General features: G+C 70.4%; 18 protein-coding genes. 17 read left to right on the top strand and 1 reads right to left on the bottom strand.

Annotated features, from left to right (window positions below):
• Positions 1-118: 118 nt before the first annotated feature.
• The gene (locus QZ433_RS09105) at positions 119-535 is read right to left on the bottom strand and encodes a DUF1844 domain-containing protein (RefSeq protein WP_108317774.1); all 417 of its coding nucleotides are present in this window, start codon (positions 533-535) and stop codon (positions 119-121) included.
• A 183-nt stretch (positions 536-718) separates the two neighbouring features.
• On the opposite strand from QZ433_RS09105, the gene infC reads away from it, so the two are divergent.
• From infC to QZ433_RS09020, 17 genes are all read left to right on the top strand, one after another.
• Complete coding sequence (gene infC, locus QZ433_RS09100; protein ID WP_295782248.1) at positions 719-1,417, top strand: translation initiation factor IF-3; 699 nt, start codon at positions 719-721, stop codon at positions 1,415-1,417.
• Between the two features lie 47 nt (positions 1,418-1,464).
• The gene (gene rpmI / locus QZ433_RS09095; protein WP_013583375.1) at positions 1,465-1,659 is read left to right on the top strand and encodes a 50S ribosomal protein L35; all 195 of its coding nucleotides are present in this window, start codon (positions 1,465-1,467) and stop codon (positions 1,657-1,659) included.
• A 29-nt stretch (positions 1,660-1,688) separates the two neighbouring features.
• The gene (gene rplT / locus QZ433_RS09090; RefSeq protein ID WP_058232312.1) at positions 1,689-2,072 is read left to right on the top strand and encodes a 50S ribosomal protein L20; all 384 of its coding nucleotides are present in this window, start codon (positions 1,689-1,691) and stop codon (positions 2,070-2,072) included.
• Positions 2,073-2,176: 104 nt separating this feature from the next.
• The gene (locus QZ433_RS09085; RefSeq protein WP_295782237.1) at positions 2,177-2,974 is read left to right on the top strand and encodes an RNA methyltransferase; all 798 of its coding nucleotides are present in this window, start codon (positions 2,177-2,179) and stop codon (positions 2,972-2,974) included.
• Positions 2,975-3,082: 108 nt separating this feature from the next.
• Positions 3,083-3,811: an amino acid ABC transporter ATP-binding protein gene (locus QZ433_RS09080; RefSeq protein ID WP_295782320.1), complete on the top strand. Its 729-nt coding sequence runs from the start codon at positions 3,083-3,085 to the stop codon at positions 3,809-3,811.
• A gap of 128 nt (positions 3,812-3,939) precedes the next feature.
• The gene (locus QZ433_RS09075) at positions 3,940-4,857 is read left to right on the top strand and encodes a glutamate ABC transporter substrate-binding protein (RefSeq protein WP_295782235.1); all 918 of its coding nucleotides are present in this window, start codon (positions 3,940-3,942) and stop codon (positions 4,855-4,857) included.
• A gap of 72 nt (positions 4,858-4,929) precedes the next feature.
• A complete protein-coding gene (locus QZ433_RS09070) occupies positions 4,930-5,580 on the top strand; it encodes an amino acid ABC transporter permease (protein ID WP_295782232.1) in 651 nt (216 codons plus the stop codon).
• Positions 5,577-6,491, top strand: coding sequence for an amino acid ABC transporter permease (locus QZ433_RS09065; protein WP_295782230.1), 915 nt, complete (start codon positions 5,577-5,579; stop codon positions 6,489-6,491). Before QZ433_RS09070 ends, QZ433_RS09065 begins: the two co-directional genes overlap by 4 nt.
• A gap of 50 nt (positions 6,492-6,541) precedes the next feature.
• Positions 6,542-7,582 carry a phenylalanine--tRNA ligase subunit alpha gene (pheS, locus tag QZ433_RS09060; protein ID WP_295782227.1) on the top strand — a complete coding sequence of 347 codons (1,041 nt, stop codon included), beginning with the start codon at positions 6,542-6,544 and terminating at the stop codon, positions 7,580-7,582.
• A complete protein-coding gene (gene pheT / locus QZ433_RS09055; protein ID WP_295782224.1) occupies positions 7,582-10,092 on the top strand; it encodes a phenylalanine--tRNA ligase subunit beta in 2,511 nt (836 codons plus the stop codon). The genes pheS and pheT overlap by 1 nt, the downstream gene beginning before the upstream one ends.
• Positions 10,093-10,570: 478 nt before the next feature.
• Positions 10,571-11,620, top strand: coding sequence for an N-acetyl-gamma-glutamyl-phosphate reductase (gene argC / locus QZ433_RS09050; protein ID WP_295782222.1), 1,050 nt, complete (start codon positions 10,571-10,573; stop codon positions 11,618-11,620).
• Entirely contained in the window at positions 11,617-12,774 is a 1,158-nt protein-coding gene (argJ, locus tag QZ433_RS09045; protein ID WP_295782219.1) for a bifunctional glutamate N-acetyltransferase/amino-acid acetyltransferase ArgJ, read from the top strand. The genes argC and argJ overlap by 4 nt, the downstream gene beginning before the upstream one ends.
• Entirely contained in the window at positions 12,771-13,673 is a 903-nt protein-coding gene (argB, locus tag QZ433_RS09040) for an acetylglutamate kinase (protein WP_295782217.1), read from the top strand. The genes argJ and argB overlap by 4 nt, the downstream gene beginning before the upstream one ends.
• Entirely contained in the window at positions 13,670-14,917 is a 1,248-nt protein-coding gene (locus QZ433_RS09035) for an acetylornithine transaminase (RefSeq protein WP_295782213.1), read from the top strand. Before argB ends, QZ433_RS09035 begins: the two co-directional genes overlap by 4 nt.
• Positions 14,914-15,837, top strand: coding sequence for an ornithine carbamoyltransferase (gene argF, locus QZ433_RS09030; RefSeq protein ID WP_295782211.1), 924 nt, complete (start codon positions 14,914-14,916; stop codon positions 15,835-15,837). The genes QZ433_RS09035 and argF overlap by 4 nt, the downstream gene beginning before the upstream one ends.
• Positions 15,816-17,000 carry a heparan-alpha-glucosaminide N-acetyltransferase domain-containing protein gene (locus QZ433_RS09025; RefSeq protein WP_295782208.1) on the top strand — a complete coding sequence of 395 codons (1,185 nt, stop codon included), beginning with the start codon at positions 15,816-15,818 and terminating at the stop codon, positions 16,998-17,000. Before argF ends, QZ433_RS09025 begins: the two co-directional genes overlap by 22 nt.
• A gap of 9 nt (positions 17,001-17,009) precedes the next feature.
• The coding region (locus QZ433_RS09020; RefSeq protein ID WP_295782205.1) for a lyase family protein at positions 17,010-17,437 on the top strand (428 nt) is incomplete at its 3' end.

The following is a 17,437-nucleotide window of genomic DNA, read 5'->3' as shown; positions in this document are numbered from 1 at the left end:
ACAGGCCGATCTGCGCGTGATCTGCCTGTTCTCGCGGCATCCCCTGTCCTCATGACACGTGATGCCCGCGGTTGTCGCGGGGGAGCTGTCCCGGGCCCGGTACCCCGGAACGACAGACTCAGGTGACGGGACCCGTCCACTTCTCGCCCGGGCCCTTGCCGATCGGATCGGGGATGACAGAGGCCTCGCGGAACGCGAGCTGAAGCGAGCGCAGTCCGTCGCGCAGGGAGCGAGCGTGCATGTCGCTGATCTCGGGGGCGCCGGCGGTGATGAGCCCCGCGAGGGAGTTGATGAGCTTGCGCGCCTCGTCGAGGTCGAGCTGTTCGGCCGGGTTGTCGGCCAGACCCGTCTTGACGGCGGCGGCACTCATCAGATGGACGGCGGCTGTGGTGATGACCTCGACGGCGGGGACGTCGGCGATGTCGCGGGTGGCCGAGGCGGAGGCGCGCTCCTGCTCCTCCCAGCGGGCGAGGCGTTCGTCTTCTGCTCCGTGACGGTGCGGGGCGTGGTCGTCGGCGGGCTGGTCGGAGGGGATCGTGTCCACGTGAATCTCTCTGCTAGACTATGGCGGGCTTCGGAGTGATTCACTCCGTACGAAAGAGGATCACATCCCACCCGCGCTTGCCGTTCCAGGCTACCGGGTTCCCGCACTCCGCTCCGTGTCGTACGGGGTTGCCAGGGTGCAGAAGCCGGTGCTGACAGCACCGTGCCGGGTGGCGTGTGTACTCCTCTTCGCCCGTGGTCCGATCGGATCGCGGCGGCCACCACCCGCACACAAGAGGAGTTCCGCATCAGCGATCCCCGCACCAACGAGCGCATCCGAGTCCCGGAGGTCCGTCTCGTCGGACCCAACGGCGAGCAGGTCGGCATCGTCCGAATCGAAGCTGCGCTGCGCCTGGCCCAGGAAGCGGACCTCGACCTGGTCGAGGTTGCGCCGAGCTCGAAGCCGCCCGTGGTCAAGATCATGGATTACGGCAAGTTCAAGTACGAGGCCGCTCAGAAGGCCAAAGAGACGCGTCGTAACCAGGCGAACACCGTCCTCAAAGAGGTCCGGTTCCGTCTGAAGATCGAAGCCCACGACTACATCACCAAGCTCAAGCGCGCCGAGGGCTTCCTGCAGGCGGGTGACAAGGTCAAGGCCATGATCCTGTTCCGCGGCCGTGAGCAGTCGCGTCCCGAGCAGGGTGTGCGCCTGCTCCGCAAGTTCGCCGAAGACGTCGCCGAGTTCGGAACCGTCGAGTCGAACCCCACGATCGACGGCCGCAACATGGTGATGGTGGTCGCTCCTCACAAGAACAAGTCCGAGGTCAAGACCGAGCAGAACGCGCAGCGCGCGGCGAACCGCGAGGCGGCGCGTAACGCCGCTCGTGGCGAGGCGGCCCCGGAAGAAAAGCCCACCTCGGCCCCCGCCGAGTAAAGCCCCCAGACTCCCGCTCCGCCGGGAACACCAACGAAGGAAGACAGATGCCGAAGCAGAAGACCCACTCGGGTGCCAAGAAGCGCTTCAAGCTGACCGGTAGCGGCAAGCTCATGAAGCAGCAGGCCGGTATGCGCCACAACCTCGAAGGCAAGGCCTCGAAGCGCACCCGTCGCCTGAACCAGGAGCAGGTCCTGGCCAAGGGCGACTCGAAGGTCGCCAAGAAGCTCCTCGGTCTCTGAGCGCCGACGCACGTTAGGAAGAAACAGAAATGGCTAGAGTCAAGCGGGCGGTAAACGCCCACAAGAAGCGTCGCGTCATCCTCGAGCGCGCCTCCGGTTACCGCGGACAGCGTTCGCGTCTGTACCGCAAGGCCAAGGAGCAGGTCACCCACTCCCTGGTCTACGCCTACCGCGACCGTCGCAAGCGCAAGGGCGACTTCCGTCGTCTGTGGATCCAGCGCATCAACGCTGCGTCGCGCCAGAACGGCCTCACGTACAACCGCTTCATCCAGGGCCTCGGCCTCGCGGGCGTGCAGGTCGACCGCCGCATGCTCGCCGAGCTCGCCGTGAACGAGCCGGCCGTGTTCGCCTCGCTCGTGCAGACCGCCAAGGCGGCCCTGCCCAGCGACGTCAACGCTCCGAAGTCCGCGTAAGTCGCGACTTCTCCCGGAACGGGCGTCCTCCTCGGAGGGCGCCCGTTCCGTCATTCGCGCGCGGCCTGCCGGGTTTCATTCCCGCGCCGTCATACACTCGGACCGTGCTGGAGAACCCCCGTTCGCCGCGGGTACGCGCCGTGGCCAAGCTCAGCCGGCGCGCCGCCCGGCAAGAGACCGGTCTGTTCCTGCTCGAGGGTCCGCAGGCCGCCCGAGAGGCGCTGGAGTGGGCGCCCGAGACGGTCCTCGAGGTGTACGCCACGCCGACCGCGATGGAGAAGCACACCGACGTGCGCGACGCCGCCGAGCGAGCGGGCGTCGACCTGCAGTTCACGACCGAGGCGGTCCTGGATGCCATGGCCGACACCGTCACACCGCAGGGGATCGTCGCGGTGGCCCGGCAGGCCCTCACGGCCCTGAGGGACATCCTGTCCGGCGGGCCGCGGCTGATCGCCATCTGCGAAGAGGTGCGCGATCCCGGCAATCTCGGCACGATCATCCGCGCCGCCGACGCCGCGGGTGCCGACGCCGTGATCCTGACGGGGCGCACGGTCGACCCCTACAACCCCAAGGTGGTGCGTTCCACGACCGGGTCGCTGTTCCACGTCCCGGTGGCGGTCGATCTCGACCTGGCCGACGTCGTCGAGCGGGTGCACGAGGCGGGCCTGCGCGTGGTCGCCGCCGACGTCGACGGGGCGGACTTCCTGGCATCCCGCGATCTTCTGGCCCAGCCCACGGCGTGGTTGTTCGGCAACGAGGCGCGCGGTCTCGACGAGGCCGCGCTGGCGCACGCCGACCTGGCTCTGCGCTTGCCGATCTACGGCCGCGCCGAGTCCCTCAACCTCGCCACCGCCGCGAGCGTGTGCCTGTACGAGACGGCTTTCGCGCAGCGCGCCGGCTGAGGGCGGCTGTTACAGAACGGTTAAGGCCTGCGCGGGAATGTGGTCGCACGGCGGCCACCCTCATAGGGTGAAGCCATGTCATCCGTTCCTCCGACGCTCTCCGAGCCCCTGGTCGTCGTCTCCGATGTGCAGAAGCACTACGGGCAGTTCCAGGCGCTGAAAGACATCGATCTCACCGTCGACCGCGGTGAGGTGGTCGTCGTGATCGGTCCTTCGGGGTCGGGCAAGTCGACCCTGTGCCGCACCATCAACCGTCTCGAGACCATCACGAGCGGCTCGATCACGATCGACGGCAAGGAGCTTCCCAAAGAGGGGAAGGGCCTGGCCGAGCTGCGTGCCGACGTCGGCATGGTGTTCCAGTCGTTCAACCTGTTCGCGCACCTGACGATCCTCGAGAACGTCACGCTCGGCCCGATCAAGGTTCGCAAGATGAAGAAGGCGGATGCCGAGAAGGAGGCGCGCGCCCTTCTCGAGCGCGTGGGAGTGGGGCACCAGGCCGACAAGCTCCCCGCCCAGCTCTCGGGCGGGCAGCAGCAGCGCGTCGCGATCGCCCGCGCCCTCGCCATGAAGCCCAAGGTCATGCTGTTCGACGAGCCGACGTCGGCTCTCGACCCCGAGATGATCAACGAGGTGCTCGACGTGATGATCGGCCTCGCCAAGGACGGCATGACGATGATCGTCGTCACGCACGAGATGGGCTTCGCCCGCAAGGCGGCCAACCGCGTGGTGTTCATGGCCGACGGGCAGATCGTCGAGCAGGCTGCGCCCGAGGACTTCTTCACCCGTCCGGAATCCGACCGCGCGAAGGACTTCCTCTCGAAGCTCATCACGCACTGACCTGCCCGACGGCGCCGAACGAGGAGGTTCTCCGCCGACCGCTCATCCACCGTTCCCCCCGGTCGATCTTGCGCGCCGTCCCGACGACTCATCCATCCGCACAGCACACGTAACCAAGGAGACATCACATGCGTAAGACACGTTTTCTCGCCGGCGCGAGCATCATCGCCGCCGGCCTGCTGGCCCTGACGGCCTGCAACAGCGGCACCCCCGGCGCCGAGGGCGGCTCCGAGGGCGGCAGCGGCGACGCTCCCGTCTACGGCGCGGTCGCGACCGACGTCACGATCGAGAACAGCCCCACGTTCGACAAGATCCAGTCGGCGGGCAAGGTCGTCGTCGGCGTCAAGGAAGACCAGCCGGGCCTGGGTTACCTCGACCCCGTGACCGGTGAGCGCAAGGGCTTCGACGTCGACGTGGCGCGCTGGATCGCGGCATCCCTCGGTTACGACCCGGCCGACACCTCGAAGGTCGAGTACAAGGCCATCGCTTCGGCCAACCGCGAGCAGGCCCTCATCAACGGCGACATCGACTACTACGTCGGCACCTACTCCATCACCGACAAGCGCAAGGAGCAGATCTCCTTCGCCGGCCCGTACTTCCTGACGGGTCAGGGCCTGCTGGTCGCCGCCGACAACGACACCATCACGGGCAAGGATTCGCTGACGGCCGAGACCACGGTGTGCTCGGTGACCGGGTCGACCCCGATCCAGCGCATCCGCGAGCAGACTCCCGCCCAGGTCGTCGAGTTCGACACCTACTCGCAGTGCGTCGAGAAGCTGAAGAACGGCGAAGTGGATGCCGTCACCACCGATGAGGCCATCCTCCTCGGCTACGCGGCCCAGGATCCCGACAACCTCAAGATCGCGGGCGAGCCCTTCAGCGAGGAGCGTTACGGCGTCGGCCTCGCCAAGGGCGACACCGCCTTCCAGGAGTTCGTGAACACGATGTTCACCGACGGCGGCGAGACCTGGCAGGCCATCTTCGAGAAGAACCTCGGCGCCTCGGGCGTCTCCGGCGAGCAGCCGGCGGTCGACCCCGTCAGCTGATCCCCGTGCGGGCGGCGCTCCGGCGCCGCCCGCACTCTCCCGAGCACGACGCGAAAGAACGGAAAGCTTCCGGTGAATCAGATCTTCGACTATCCCGACCTGTGGGCGCAGGCGCTGTGGGGGACCGTCGTGCTCTTCGTGGGCGGCGGACTCATCGCCCTCGTGCTCGGCTTCATCGTCGCGGCCATGCGGGTCTCGCCGGTCCCGATCGCGCGCGGCGTGGGCGCGGTCTACGTCAACTGGATCCGCAACACCCCGCTGACGCTGGTGCTGTTCTTCTTCGCGTTCTGCGTGCCGCTGCTGATCGACGTGCCGCGCGGCAGCTTCCTGCCCCTGGCCGTGTGCGGCCTCGGCGTGTACACGGCCACGTACGTGGCCGAGACCATCCGAGCGGGCATCAACACCGTCCCGGTGGGCCAGGCCGAAGCGGCCCGCGCCCTCGGCCTGGGCTTCGGCCAGGTGATGTCGCTCGTCGTGCTGCCCCAGGCCACCCGCTCGGTCATCCCGCCGATGATGAGCGTGTTCATCGCCCTGCTCAAGAACACCACGGTCGCCGCCGGGTTCTCGGTGGTCAATCTCGGCAACATCCGCGCGGCCATGAGCGAGAACGGCGAGAACCAGCTCGTCACGATCCTGCTCGTGATGGTCGTGTTCGTCATCCTCGTGCTGCTGCTGGCCGCCTTGCAGAACGCCGCCGAGAAGAAGTGGAAGGTCGCCCGATGAGCTCCTCCGTCCTGTACGACGTTCCGGGCCCGCGCGCACAGCTGCGCAACCGCATCATCGGCGTGGTCACGCTGCTGCTCGTCGCGGCCGTCATCGGCTTCGTGATCTGGCGCTTCATCGACACCGGCCAGTTCTCGGCGGCGAAGTGGAACGTCTTCACCTACTCGGCCATCTGGCAGCGCTTCGGCGAAGCGACGCTGGCGACGCTCGCCGCCTTCGTCGTCGCCGCGGTCGGAGCCCTCGTCCTCGGCTTCGTGCTCGCGATCGGTCGCCTCTCGGACCACCGGTGGGTGCGTCTGCCGGTCGGGTGGATCGTCGAGATCCTGCGCGCCGTCCCCGTGCTCGTGTTCATGCTGCTGCTGTACTACGGCCTGCCGGTCATCGACATCAAGATGTCGTCCTACTGGGCCGTGGTGATCGCGCTCATCCTCTACAACGGTTCCGTGCTGTCCGAGGTCATCCGCGCCGGTGTGGAGGCCCTTCCTCGGGGCCAGAGCGAGGCGGGCTACGCCGTGGGGCTGCGCAAGTCGGGCGTCATGCGCCTGATCCTGCTGCCGCAGGCGATCCGCGCCATGCTCCCCGTCATCATCGCCCAGCTCGTGGTGACCCTCAAGGACACCGCGCTCGGCTTCATCATCACCTACCCCGAACTGCTCTACTTCGCTCGCCTGCTCGGCTCGAACGGCGAGTACGGCTCGCCCCTCATCCCCGCCGCGATGATCGCGAGCGTCATCTACGTCGCGATGTGCCTCGCCCTGTCGTTCGCGGCGCACCGCGTCGAGGTGCGCCTGCGCACGTCGCCGAAGGCGGGCGCCGTCGCCCCCGCCGAGCCCACGGGGCAGGCGGGCACCGACACCGAGCTGATCGTCGCCCAGCGCGGCCTCGGCAAGCACGACTCCCACGGACTGTGAGCGATCGACGGGCGGGGGAGTGTCCCCGCCCGTCGGTAGACTCTCATCTCGTGTCCGACGCACCCGAGATCACCCCCGAGGCCGTCGCCGCCGCGGTCGATGAGGCTCATGCCGCCATCGCCGCCGCCGCGACCACGGCCGACCTGAAAGCCGCCCGCTCCGCGCACACGGGAGACCAGTCGCCGCTCGCGCGCCTGAACGCCCAGATGCGCCACGTCGCCCCCGAGCACAAGGCCTCCTTCGGCAAGCTCGTCGGCCAGGCGCGCGGGCAGGTGAACCAGGCCCTCGCCGCACGCGAGGCCGAACTCGCCGAGGCCGAGACGGCCGCGCAGCTCGAGGCCGAGCGCATCGACGTCACCGCGCTGCCGCAGCGCGCCCGCGTCGGGGCACGGCATCCCATCTCCCTCCTGCAGGAGCAGGTGTCCGACATCTTCGTCGGCATGGGGTGGGAGATCGCCGAGGGTCCCGAGCTCGAGCACGAGTGGTTCAACTTCGACGCGCTGAACTTCGACGTCGACCACCCGGCGCGTCAGATGCAGGACACCTTCTTCGTCGACCCGGTCGCGCGTCACCTCGTGCTGCGCACCCACACCAGCCCCGTGCAGGTGCGCTCGATGCTCGAGCGCGACCTGCCCATCTACGTGCTGTGCCCGGGCCGGGTGTACCGCACGGACGAGTTCGACGCGACGCACCTGCCGGTGTTCACGCAGTTCGAAGGCCTCGTCGTCGACAAGGGCATCACCATGGCCCATCTCAAGGGCACCCTGGACCACGCCGCGCGCGTGCTGTTCGGACCCGAGGCAAAGACGCGCTTCCGCGCCAACTTCTTCCCGTTCACCGAGCCGAGCGCCGAGCTCGACCTGTGGCACCCGACCTTCAAGGGCGGGGCGCGATGGATCGAGTGGGGCGGCTGCGGAATGGTGAACCCCAACGTCCTGCGTGCCGCGGGTATCGACCCCGAAGAGTACTCGGGCTTCGCCTTCGGCATGGGCATCGAGCGCACGCTCATGTTCCGCAGCGACGTGCAAGACATGCGCGACATGGCCGAGGGCGATGTCCGCTTCAGCGAGCAGTTCGGAATGGTGGTCTGATGCGCGTCCCGCTCTCCTGGTTGCGCGAGTACGTCGACGTACCCGCCGAGGCCACCCCCGAGGACGTCCTCGCCGCCCTGGTGTCCGTCGGCTTCGAAGAAGAAGACGTGCACCGCTTCGAACTCACCGGTCCCGTCGTCGTCGGTGAGGTGATCGAGTTCACCCCCGAGCCGCAATCCAACGGCAAGACCATCCGCTGGTGCCAGGTCGACGTCGGTGCGGAGCACGGGGGAGTGCGGGGCATCGTCTGCGGCGCCGGCAACTTCTTCGCCGGTGACAAGGTCGTCGTGACCCTGCCCGGCGCGGTCCTGCCGGGCCCCTTCCCGATCGCCGCACGCAAGACCTACGGGCACGTGTCCGACGGCATGATCGCCTCGGCGAAGGAGCTGGGCCTCGGCAGCGAGCACTCCGGCATCCTGCGCCTGGTCGAACTCGGCATCGACGCTCCCGTGGGAACGGATGCCATCGCGCTGCTGGGCCTCGACGACATCGCCGTCGAGATCAACGTCACGCCCGACCGCGGCTACGCCCTGTCGCTGCGCGGCGTCGCGCGCGAGTACTCCCACGCCACCGGCGCGGCGTTCCGCGACCCGGGGACCGGACACGACGAGGCGGCCTCGCGCACGCCCACGGGCTTCCCCCTCGCCGTCGACGACCGCGCGCCCATCCGCGGGCGCGCGGGGGCCAGTGAGTTCGTGGCGCGCATCGTGCGCGACGTCGACCCCTCGCGCCCGACCCCGCCGTGGATGATCACGCGACTGTCGCTCGCCGGGATCCGCTCGCTGGGCGTGCTGATCGACATCACCAACTACGTGATGCTCGAACTCGGTCAGCCGATCCACGGTTACGATCTCGACCGCCTTCAGGGCGGCATCACGGTGCGGCGCGCCGAGCAGGGCGAGAAGCTCGAGACCCTCGACGGGCAGGTGCGCACGCTCAACGCCGAAGATCTGCTGATCACCGACGAGTCGGGGCCGATCGGCCTGGCCGGCGTCATGGGCGGCGGCCCGACCGAGATGAGCGACGCCACGCGCAACGTCCTCATCGAGGCGGCGACCTTCGACCAGGTCTCGATCGCGCGCACCGCGCGGCGGCACAAGCTGCCCTCCGAGGCGTCGCGTCGCTTCGAGCGCGGTGTCGACCCCCTCGTTCCTTTCGTGGCCGCGGAGCGCGTCGCCTCGCTGATGGTGGAACTCGCCGGCGGCACACTCGACACCGAGCTGGGGGGATCGCTGTCCGCCGAGTACCGTCGCGACGCGATCACCCTGCCCGCGGGGTTCGTCTCGGGTCTGATCGGCGTGGACTACACCGACGACGAGACCGTGTCGGCGCTCGAGCTGATCGGGTGCGCGGTTCAGCAGCGTGACGCCGGCTGGTCGGTCACCGCGCCCTCGTGGCGTCCCGACCTCACCGACAAGTGGACGCTCGCCGAAGAGGTGGCCCGCATCGAGGGATACGACCGCATCCCCTCGGTGCTGCCGAGCCCGCCGTCGGGCCGCGGCCTGACCTCGGCGCAGCAGGGACGACGTCGGGTCGCGAACGCCCTGGCCTCGGCCGGTTTCGTCGAGACGCCGTCGTTCCCCTTCACGACCGAGGAGCAGAACGCGCTGCACGGCTCGCCCTCGGGCGAGAAGCTGCCGAGCGTCAAACTGGCCAACCCGCTCGACGGGCTGTCGCCCTTCCTGCGTCGCTCGCTCGTCCCGGCGCTTCTGCAGGTGGCGCACCGTAACGTCTCGCGCGGCATCGTCGACCTCGCCCTCTTCGAGACGGGCACGGTCTTCCTGCCCAAGCCGGGCGTGCCGTACGGCACGCCGTCGGTGCCGCCGCTCGCGGTGCGCCCTGACGCGGCGACGCTGACCGCCCTCGATGCGTCGATCCCGCCGCAGCGCCGTCACGTGGCGATCCTGCTCGCCGGTCACTCCGTCGCCAAGCAGCCCGGGCAGGCGGCGCTCGCCGCCGATCTCGCGGATGCCGTCGACGCGGTGCGCGTGCTGACCGCGGCCGCGGGTCTCGATATCGAGCTGGTCCAGGCCCAGCGCGCCGCGCTGCACCCCGGGCGCACGGCACGCGTGCTCGCAGCGGGTCAGGACATCGGCTACGTGGGCGAGGTGCTCCCCGCCGTGTCGGCCGCGGCGGACCTGCCCGGTCGCGTGCTCGTGGCCGAGCTCGATCTCGACGCGATGCTCGAGCTGGCGCAGTCGCGTGTGGTCGCGGCATCCCTGTCCGGATTCCCCGCCGCCACGCAGGACGTCTCGCTGACCGTGCCCGCCGAGATCGCCGCGGGCGACGTGCGCCGGGCGCTCGTCGAGGGGGGCGCGCCCCTGCTCGAGTGGGCGCGACTCGTCGACGATTACCGCGGGCCGGGGCTGGCCCAGGGGACGAAGAGCCTCACGTTCGCCCTGCGCTTCCGCGCGCCCGACCGCACGCTGACCGCGGCCGAGGCGACCGAGGCCAAGCTCGCCGGGGTCGCCGTCGCGGCGGAGCGCTTCGGGGCCGCGATCCGCGACTGACCTCGATGACGAAGAGCGCCGCGCAGCCGATGCTGTACGGCGCTCTTCGCGTGTCGGCGCTTGCGCGGGGCGGACCGACGGCGCGCGTTCGCGGCGACCGAGCGGCGAGCAGAGGTCTGCCCTCATCGCCGGTAAGGGGGGCAGTCGGAAGTGCCCGGCGATGAGGGCAGGATCCACAGCATACGCGATCTGTGTCCCCCAAATGGGGGACAAGCCCGGGACGCGCCGTCCCCGGGCATGACGGGCCGCGCGGCACCACGCGATTTGCTCCTTCGGCGACGCGGCCGATACCCTCGCGTCATGTCGTCGATCACCGTGCGCGCCGAGGAGCTCTCCGTGAGCACCGGTGCTGCGCGTCGACGTCGGGTCGAGCGCCGATTCTCGGCGACCTCGTAACCCGCCATCGGTCGGGCATACGGGCGTCGCCGCCCCGCTTCCTGCTGCGTGCAGCATCAGCCCCGACTCGTAAGGTAGATGTATGACCCTCTCGGTCGCCGTTTCCGGCGCTTCCGGCTACGCGGGCGGCGAGATCCTCCGCCTCCTCGCCGACCATCCCGATGTCGAGATCCGCACGGTCACCGCGCACTCCAGCGCGGGCCAGCGGCTCATCGCCCACCAGCCGCACCTGCGTTCGCTCGGGCACCTCGAGCTGCAGCCGACGACCCCCGAGGTCCTGGCGGGGCACGACGTCGTCTTCCTCGCGCTGCCGCACGGGCAGTCGGCGCAGTACACCGAGGCGCTCGCCGACACCGCCCTCGTGATCGACGCCGGGGCCGACCACCGCCTCACGTCCGCCGAGGACTGGGCGGCCTTCTACGGCGGAGCGCACGCCGAGCCGTGGGCCTACGGCGTTCCCGAGCTCCCGATCTCGGGCGGAAAGCAGCGCGACAAGCTGCGCGGGGCGCGCCGCATCGCCGCCCCCGGGTGCAATGCGTCGACCGTCGCGCTCTCGCTCGCCCCGGGCGTCGCGGCCGGTGTCATCGACCCCGGCGACGTAGTCTCGGTGCTGGCCGTCGGCCCCAGCGGCGCCGGCAAGGCGGCCAAGACCAACCTGCTCGCCAGCGAGATCCTTGGCACGGCCAACCCCTACGCCGTCGGCGGCACGCATCGCCACATCCCCGAGATCCGCCAGGCGCTGGCCGCGGCGGGCGCGCCGGGCGACGGCATCCGCATCTCCTTCACCCCCGTGCTCGTGCCGATGGCCCGGGGTATCCTCGCCACCTCGTCGGCGCCGATCAGCGGCGATGCGACGGATGCCGAGATCCGGTCCGCCTGGGTCGAGGCCTATGCCGACGAACCCTTCGTCGAGCTGCTGCCCGAGGGCGTCTTCCCCCGGGTGGCCGACGTGCTGGGCGCCAATGTCGCCTCGATGGGAGTCGCCGTGGATCGCGCCGCGAACCGGGTGACGGTCGTCGCCGCCGTCGACAATCTCGTCAAGGGCACCGCCGGTGCCGCCGTGCAGTCCATGAACATCGCGCTGGGCCTCGCCGAGACCACCGCCCTTCCCCTGAACGGAGTCGCTCCGTGAGCGTGACCACCCCCGCAGGTTTCGAGGCGGCCGGCGTCGCCGTCGGTCTGAAGTCCACCGGCGCGCGCGACGTGGCCGTGGTGGTCAACCGCGGCCCGCTCAAGGTCGGCGCTGCCGTGTTCACCTCGAACCGCGCCAAGGCCAATCCCATCCTGTGGTCGGAGCAGGTCGTGAAGGACGGCGTCATCGAAGCGGTCGTGCTCAACTCGGGCGGGGCCAACTGCTTCACGGGTAGCTTCGGCTTCCAGACCACCCACCAGACCGCCGAGCGCGCCGCCGAACTGCTGGGCGTGGGCGCGGGCGACGTGGTCGTGTGCTCCACCGGCCTGATCGGAACGGGCGACGACGTCTTCCGCGCCAAGGTGCTCGACGGGGTCCAGAAGGGTGTCGCCGCCCTGTCGGTCGAGGGCGGTGAGGACGCCTCGCTCGCCATCATGACGACGGACTCGCGACCCAAGCGCGCCGCGCACGTCGGTGCGGGCTGGAGCATCGGCGGCATGGCCAAGGGCGCGGGGATGCTCGCGCCCGGCCTGGCCACCATGCTCGTGGTGATCACCACCGACGTCGTCCTCGACGCCGGTGAGGCCGACGCGGCCCTGCGCGCGGCCACCCGCACCAGCTTCGACCGCCTCGACTCCGACGGCTGCATGTCGACCAACGACCAGGTGACCCTGCTGGTCAGCGGGGCGAGCGGCATCCGGGTGGATGCCGAGGAGTTCGCGGCCGCCCTCGCCGGCGTCTGCGACGACCTGGCCGCCCAGTTGCAGGGCGATGCCGAGGGCGCGAGCCACGACATCACCATCCGCGTGACGAACGCGGCGACCGAGGACGACGCCGTCGAGGTGGGACGCTCGGTGGCGCGCAACAACCTCTTCAAAGCCGCGATCTTCGGCAACGACCCGAACTGGGGGCGCGTTCTGGCCGCGATCGGCACGACGGATGCCGCCTTCGACCCCTACGACGTGGACGTGTGGATGAACGGCGTGCGCGTGTGCACCGCCGGCGGTCCCGACCGCCCCCGCGAGGACGTCGATCTCACGCCCCGGGCGACCGACCTCGTCATCGACCTCCGCGTCGGCGAAGCCACCGCGACGATCCGCACCAACGACCTCACGCACGATTACGTCCACGAGAACAGCGCCTACTCCTCATGACCCACGTCGATCTGCAAGACACCGATCCCGCCGCGGCCAGCGAACGGGCGGTCACGCTCGTCGAGTCGCTGCCCTGGGTGCGCAAGTACCGCGACCAGGTGGTGGTGGTGAAGTACGGCGGCAACGCGATGGTCAGCGACGAGCTGCAGGACGCCTTCGCGGCCGACATCGCCTACCTGCGCTACGTCGGCGTGAAGCCGGTCGTGGTGCACGGCGGAGGCCCCCAGATCTCGTCGATGCTGAACCGTCTCGACATCCCCAGCGAGTTCCGCGGCGGGTACCGCGTCACCTCGACCGAGGCGATCGGCGTCGTCCGCATGGTGCTCACGGGCCAGATCAACCCTCAACTGGTGGCCAAGGTCAACGCGCACGGGCCCCTGGCCACGGGCCTGAGCGGTGAGGACGCCGGTCTGTTCGGCGGCCGCCGCCGCGGCGTCGTCGTCGACGGGGTGGAGCACGATCTGGGCCGCGTCGGCGACGTCGTCACCGTCGACCCGCAGCCGGTGCTGGACCACCTCGCGGCGGGCCGCGTGCCGATCGTGTCGAGCATCGCCCCCGACCTCGACCACCCGGGGGCGTCGCTGAACGTCAACGCGGATGCCGCCGCGGCCGCCCTCGCGGTGGCCCTCAACGCCAAGAAGCTCGTCGTGCTCACCGACGTTCCGGGCCTGTACGCCGACTGGCCCAACCGGGACTCGCTCGTGTCGCACCTGACCTCGAGCGAGCTGCGCCGGATGGTGCCCTCGCTCGAGTCGGGCATGATCCCCAAGATGCAGGCGTGCCTGGACGCGGTCGACGGGGGAGTGCCGACGGCGGCCATCATCGACGGACGGGTGCCGCACTCGGTGCTCGTGGAGCTGTTCACCAGCAAGGGAATCGGAACGGAGGTGGTCGCGTGAACGCGGACACGACTCAGGAACCCGCCGCGACGCGCGCCGCGTGGCAGGACGACGCCGGACGCGACCTCGTCCGCAGCTTCGGCGACCGCATGGCGCTGTTCGTGCGCGGTGAGGGCGCCTACGTCTGGGACGGCGACGACAAGAAGTACCTCGACTTCCTCGCCGGTATCGCGGTGAACGCCCTCGGGCACGCCCACCCGGTCTTCGTCGAGGCGATCACGGCGCAGGCCGCGACCTTGGCGCACGTGTCGAACTACTTCGCGACGCCGCCGCAGCTGGCGATGGCCGCGCGGCTCAAGCGCCTCGCCGGTACCGGCGAGTCCGGTCGCGTCTACTTCGGCAACTCGGGGGCCGAGGCCAACGAGGCCGCGCTCAAGCTCGCGCGCCTGCACGGCCGCGGAACCGACCGCACGCGCATCCTGACCCTCAAGGGCGGCTTCCACGGCCGCACCATGGGCGCCCTCGCACTGACGGGCAAGCCCGCCCTGCAGGCGGACTTCCTGCCGATGGTGCCGGGCGTCGAGCACATCGACGCGACCGTCGAGGCCCTCGAGGCCGCGATGGACGAGCGCGTCGCCGCCCTCATGGTCGAGCCCATCCAGGGCGAGGCGGGCGTCGTCGAGCTGCCCGAGGGGTACCTCGCGGCGGCGCGGGAGATCACCGCGCGCCACGGCGCCCTGCTGATCGTCGACGAGATCCAGACCGGTGCGGGTCGCACCGGCGCGTGGTTCGGGTTCCAGCACGCCGGCATCGTCCCCGACGCGATCACGGTCGCCAAGGGGATCGGCGGCGGCTTCCCGATCGGTGCGCTCGTCACCTTCGGTGCCGCGAGCGAGCTGTTCTTCCCCGGCACGCACGGGTCGACCTTCGGCGGCAACGCCCTGGGCACCGCCGTCGGCGGGGCCGTGCTGGCCGAGATCGAGTCCGCCGGACTCGTCGACAACGCCGCCCGGCGCGAGACCCAGCTGCGCGACGGGATCGCCGCCCTCGGTTCGCCGCTCATCGGCGGCGTGCGCGGCAAGGGGCTGCTGCTCGGCATCGCGCTGACCAGCCCGGTCGCGAAGGCCGTCGTGTCCGCCGCGCAGGAGCACGGTCTCATCGTCAACGCCGCGAACGACGACACCATCCGCATCGCCCCGCCGCTGACGATCGGGGATGCCGAGGTCCAGGAGTTCCTGCGCCTGTTCGGCGCCGCGCTCGCCACCGTCTCGGACGCCCTCATCCTCGAAGGAGCCCCCGCGTGACCCGCCACCTGCTGCGCGACGATGACCTCAGCCCGGCCGAGCAGGCCGAGATCCTCGACCTCGCGATCGAGCTGAAGAAGGACCGGTGGGCGCAGAAGCCGCTCGAAGGCCCCCAGACGGTCGCGGTGATCTTCGACAAGTCCTCGACGCGCACGCGCGTGTCGTTCGCGGTCGGCATCGCCGACCTGGGCGGCTCGCCGCTGATCATCTCGACGGCGAACAGCCAGCTGGGCGGCAAGGAGACCCCCTCCGACACCGCTCGCGTGCTCGAGCGTCAGGTGGCGGCCATCGTGTGGCGCACCTACGCGCAGGCCGGGCTCGAAGAGATGGCGCGCGGGACGCGCGTCCCGGTGGTCAACGCGCTCAGCGACGACTTCCACCCGTGCCAGCTGCTCGCCGACCTGCTGACGATCCGTGAGCACAAGGGTGAGCTGAAGGGCCTGACCCTGTCGTTCTTCGGCGACGGCCGGAGCAACATGGCGCATTCCTACGTCCTCGCGGGGGTCACCGCGGGCATGCACGTCCGTGTCGCCGCGCCCGAGGCGTATGCGCCCCGCGGCGATGTGATCGCGGATGCCGAACGCATCGCCGCCGCGACAGGGGGCTCGGTGACCCTGGTCGCCGACCCCGAGGCCGCGGCATCCGGAGCCGACGTGATCGTCACCGACACGTGGGTGTCGATGGGTAAGGAAGAGGAGAAGATCGCGCGCATCCGCGACCTGGGCGGCTTCAAGGTCACCACTGCGCTGATGCAGCGCGCGGCGTCGGACGCGATCTTCATCCACTGCCTTCCCGCCGACCGCGGCTACGAGGTCGACGCCGAGGTGATCGACGGTCCGCAGAGCGTCGTGTGGGACGAGGCCGAGAACCGCCTCCACGCGCAGAAGGCGCTGCTGGTGTGGCTCCTGCGTCAGGACTGATCGCCCGACTCGGCCGCTCCTGGACCCGTTTCGACGGGCCGGGGCGGCTGGTCGGCGTGGACCTGGCGCGGGGCCTCGCGGTCATCGGCATGCTCGCGGCGCACCTGCTCGACACCGAGCGGGTGCTCACGCCCGATCCCGCGACCTGGATCACGGTGGTCAACGGACGCTCGTCGATCCTGTTCGCCACCCTGGCCGGTGTGTCCATCGCGCTCGTGACGGGTGGCCCGCGACCGCTCGACCCCGCCCGCCGGCCTCGCGCGGCCGCACGCCTGGCGATGCGCGGGGCGCTGCTGTGGGTCATCGGGCTGCTGCTCGTGCTCACCGGTGTGCCCGTGTACGTCATCCTGCCCGCGTACGCGCTGCTGTTCGTCCTCGCCCTGCCGTTCCTGGGCATGGGCGCGCGCGGGCTGTTCCTGACCGCGGGGGCGCTCGCGCTGGTCATGCCCTGGGTCCAGCCGATCCTCGATGCCGCCCCGATCTGGTCCGGTCTGGGCGGTGAGGAGCTGGCCGCCCTGGTGGGGTGGAACTACCCCTTCACGGTGTGGATCGCCTTCCTGCTCGCGGGGATGGGTGTCGGCCGCCTCGATCTGCGGCGCGCACCCGAGCAGGCGCTCCTCGTCCTCGGCGGCGTCTCGCTGATGCTGGCGGGGTACGGGTTCGCCCTCGCGACCGCACCGCTCGTCTCCGATGGGGGCTACCTCGCCGCCGTGCTGACCGCCGAGGACCACTCCTCGGGGCTGTGGGAGGTCATCGGCTCGGGCGGCTTCGCGATCGCGACGATCGGCCTGTGTCTGCTGCTGTGCCGGACGCCGCTGCGGTGGCTCGCGGTCCCGCTGCGGGCCGTGGGGTCGATGCCGCTGACGGCGTACGTGCTGCAGCTGGTGGTGTGGGCGATCGTCGCGCTCGCCGTTCTCGGCGACACCTCCGACCTGTACGGCGTCCGCGAGCTGGGCCTGTTCGGCCCCCTCACCCTGGGCCTGATCGTCGGGTGCACCGTCTGGGCCCTCACGATCGGTCGGGGTCCGCTCGAGGCGATCGTCGATGCGGTCGTGCGCGCCGTTGTGGGGCGGGATGCCGTCGCCCGCCCGGGCGGCCCGGTCGAGCCCGGGGCGGGGGCGGCGGGTGCGGTGGCATCCGGCGACGTCGGCGGCCCTCGCTAGGCTGGTCGCATGAGCGAAGAGAACGGTTCGTCGACCAACGAGGGCGCCCTGTGGGGAGCCCGTTTCTCGGGCGGGCCCTCTCCCGAGCTGGCCGCTCTGAGCCGCTCGACGCACTTCGACTGGGATCTCGCGCTCTACGACATCCAGGGCTCGCACGCCCACGCCGCAGCCCTCGAGGCCGCCGGTTATCTGACCGCCGACGAGGCGGCGACGATGCACGCCGGCCTCGACGAGGTCGCCCGGCGCGTGCAGGACGGCTCGCTCGTCGCCGCTCCGAGCGACGAGGACGTCCACGGTGCGCTCGAGCGCGTGCTCATCGAGACCGTGGGCCCCGCGGTGGGCGGCAAGCTGCGCGCCGGCCGCAGCCGCAACGATCAGATTGCGACCCTCGTGCGGCTGTACCTGCTCGACCACTCCCGCACCCTCACCCGCGAGCT

The sequence above is a fragment of the uncultured Microbacterium sp. genome, from assembly GCF_913776565.1.
Taxonomy (GTDB): Bacteria; Actinomycetota; Actinomycetes; order Actinomycetales; family Microbacteriaceae; genus Microbacterium.
This window is presented reverse-complemented; position numbering and strand designations above follow the sequence as displayed.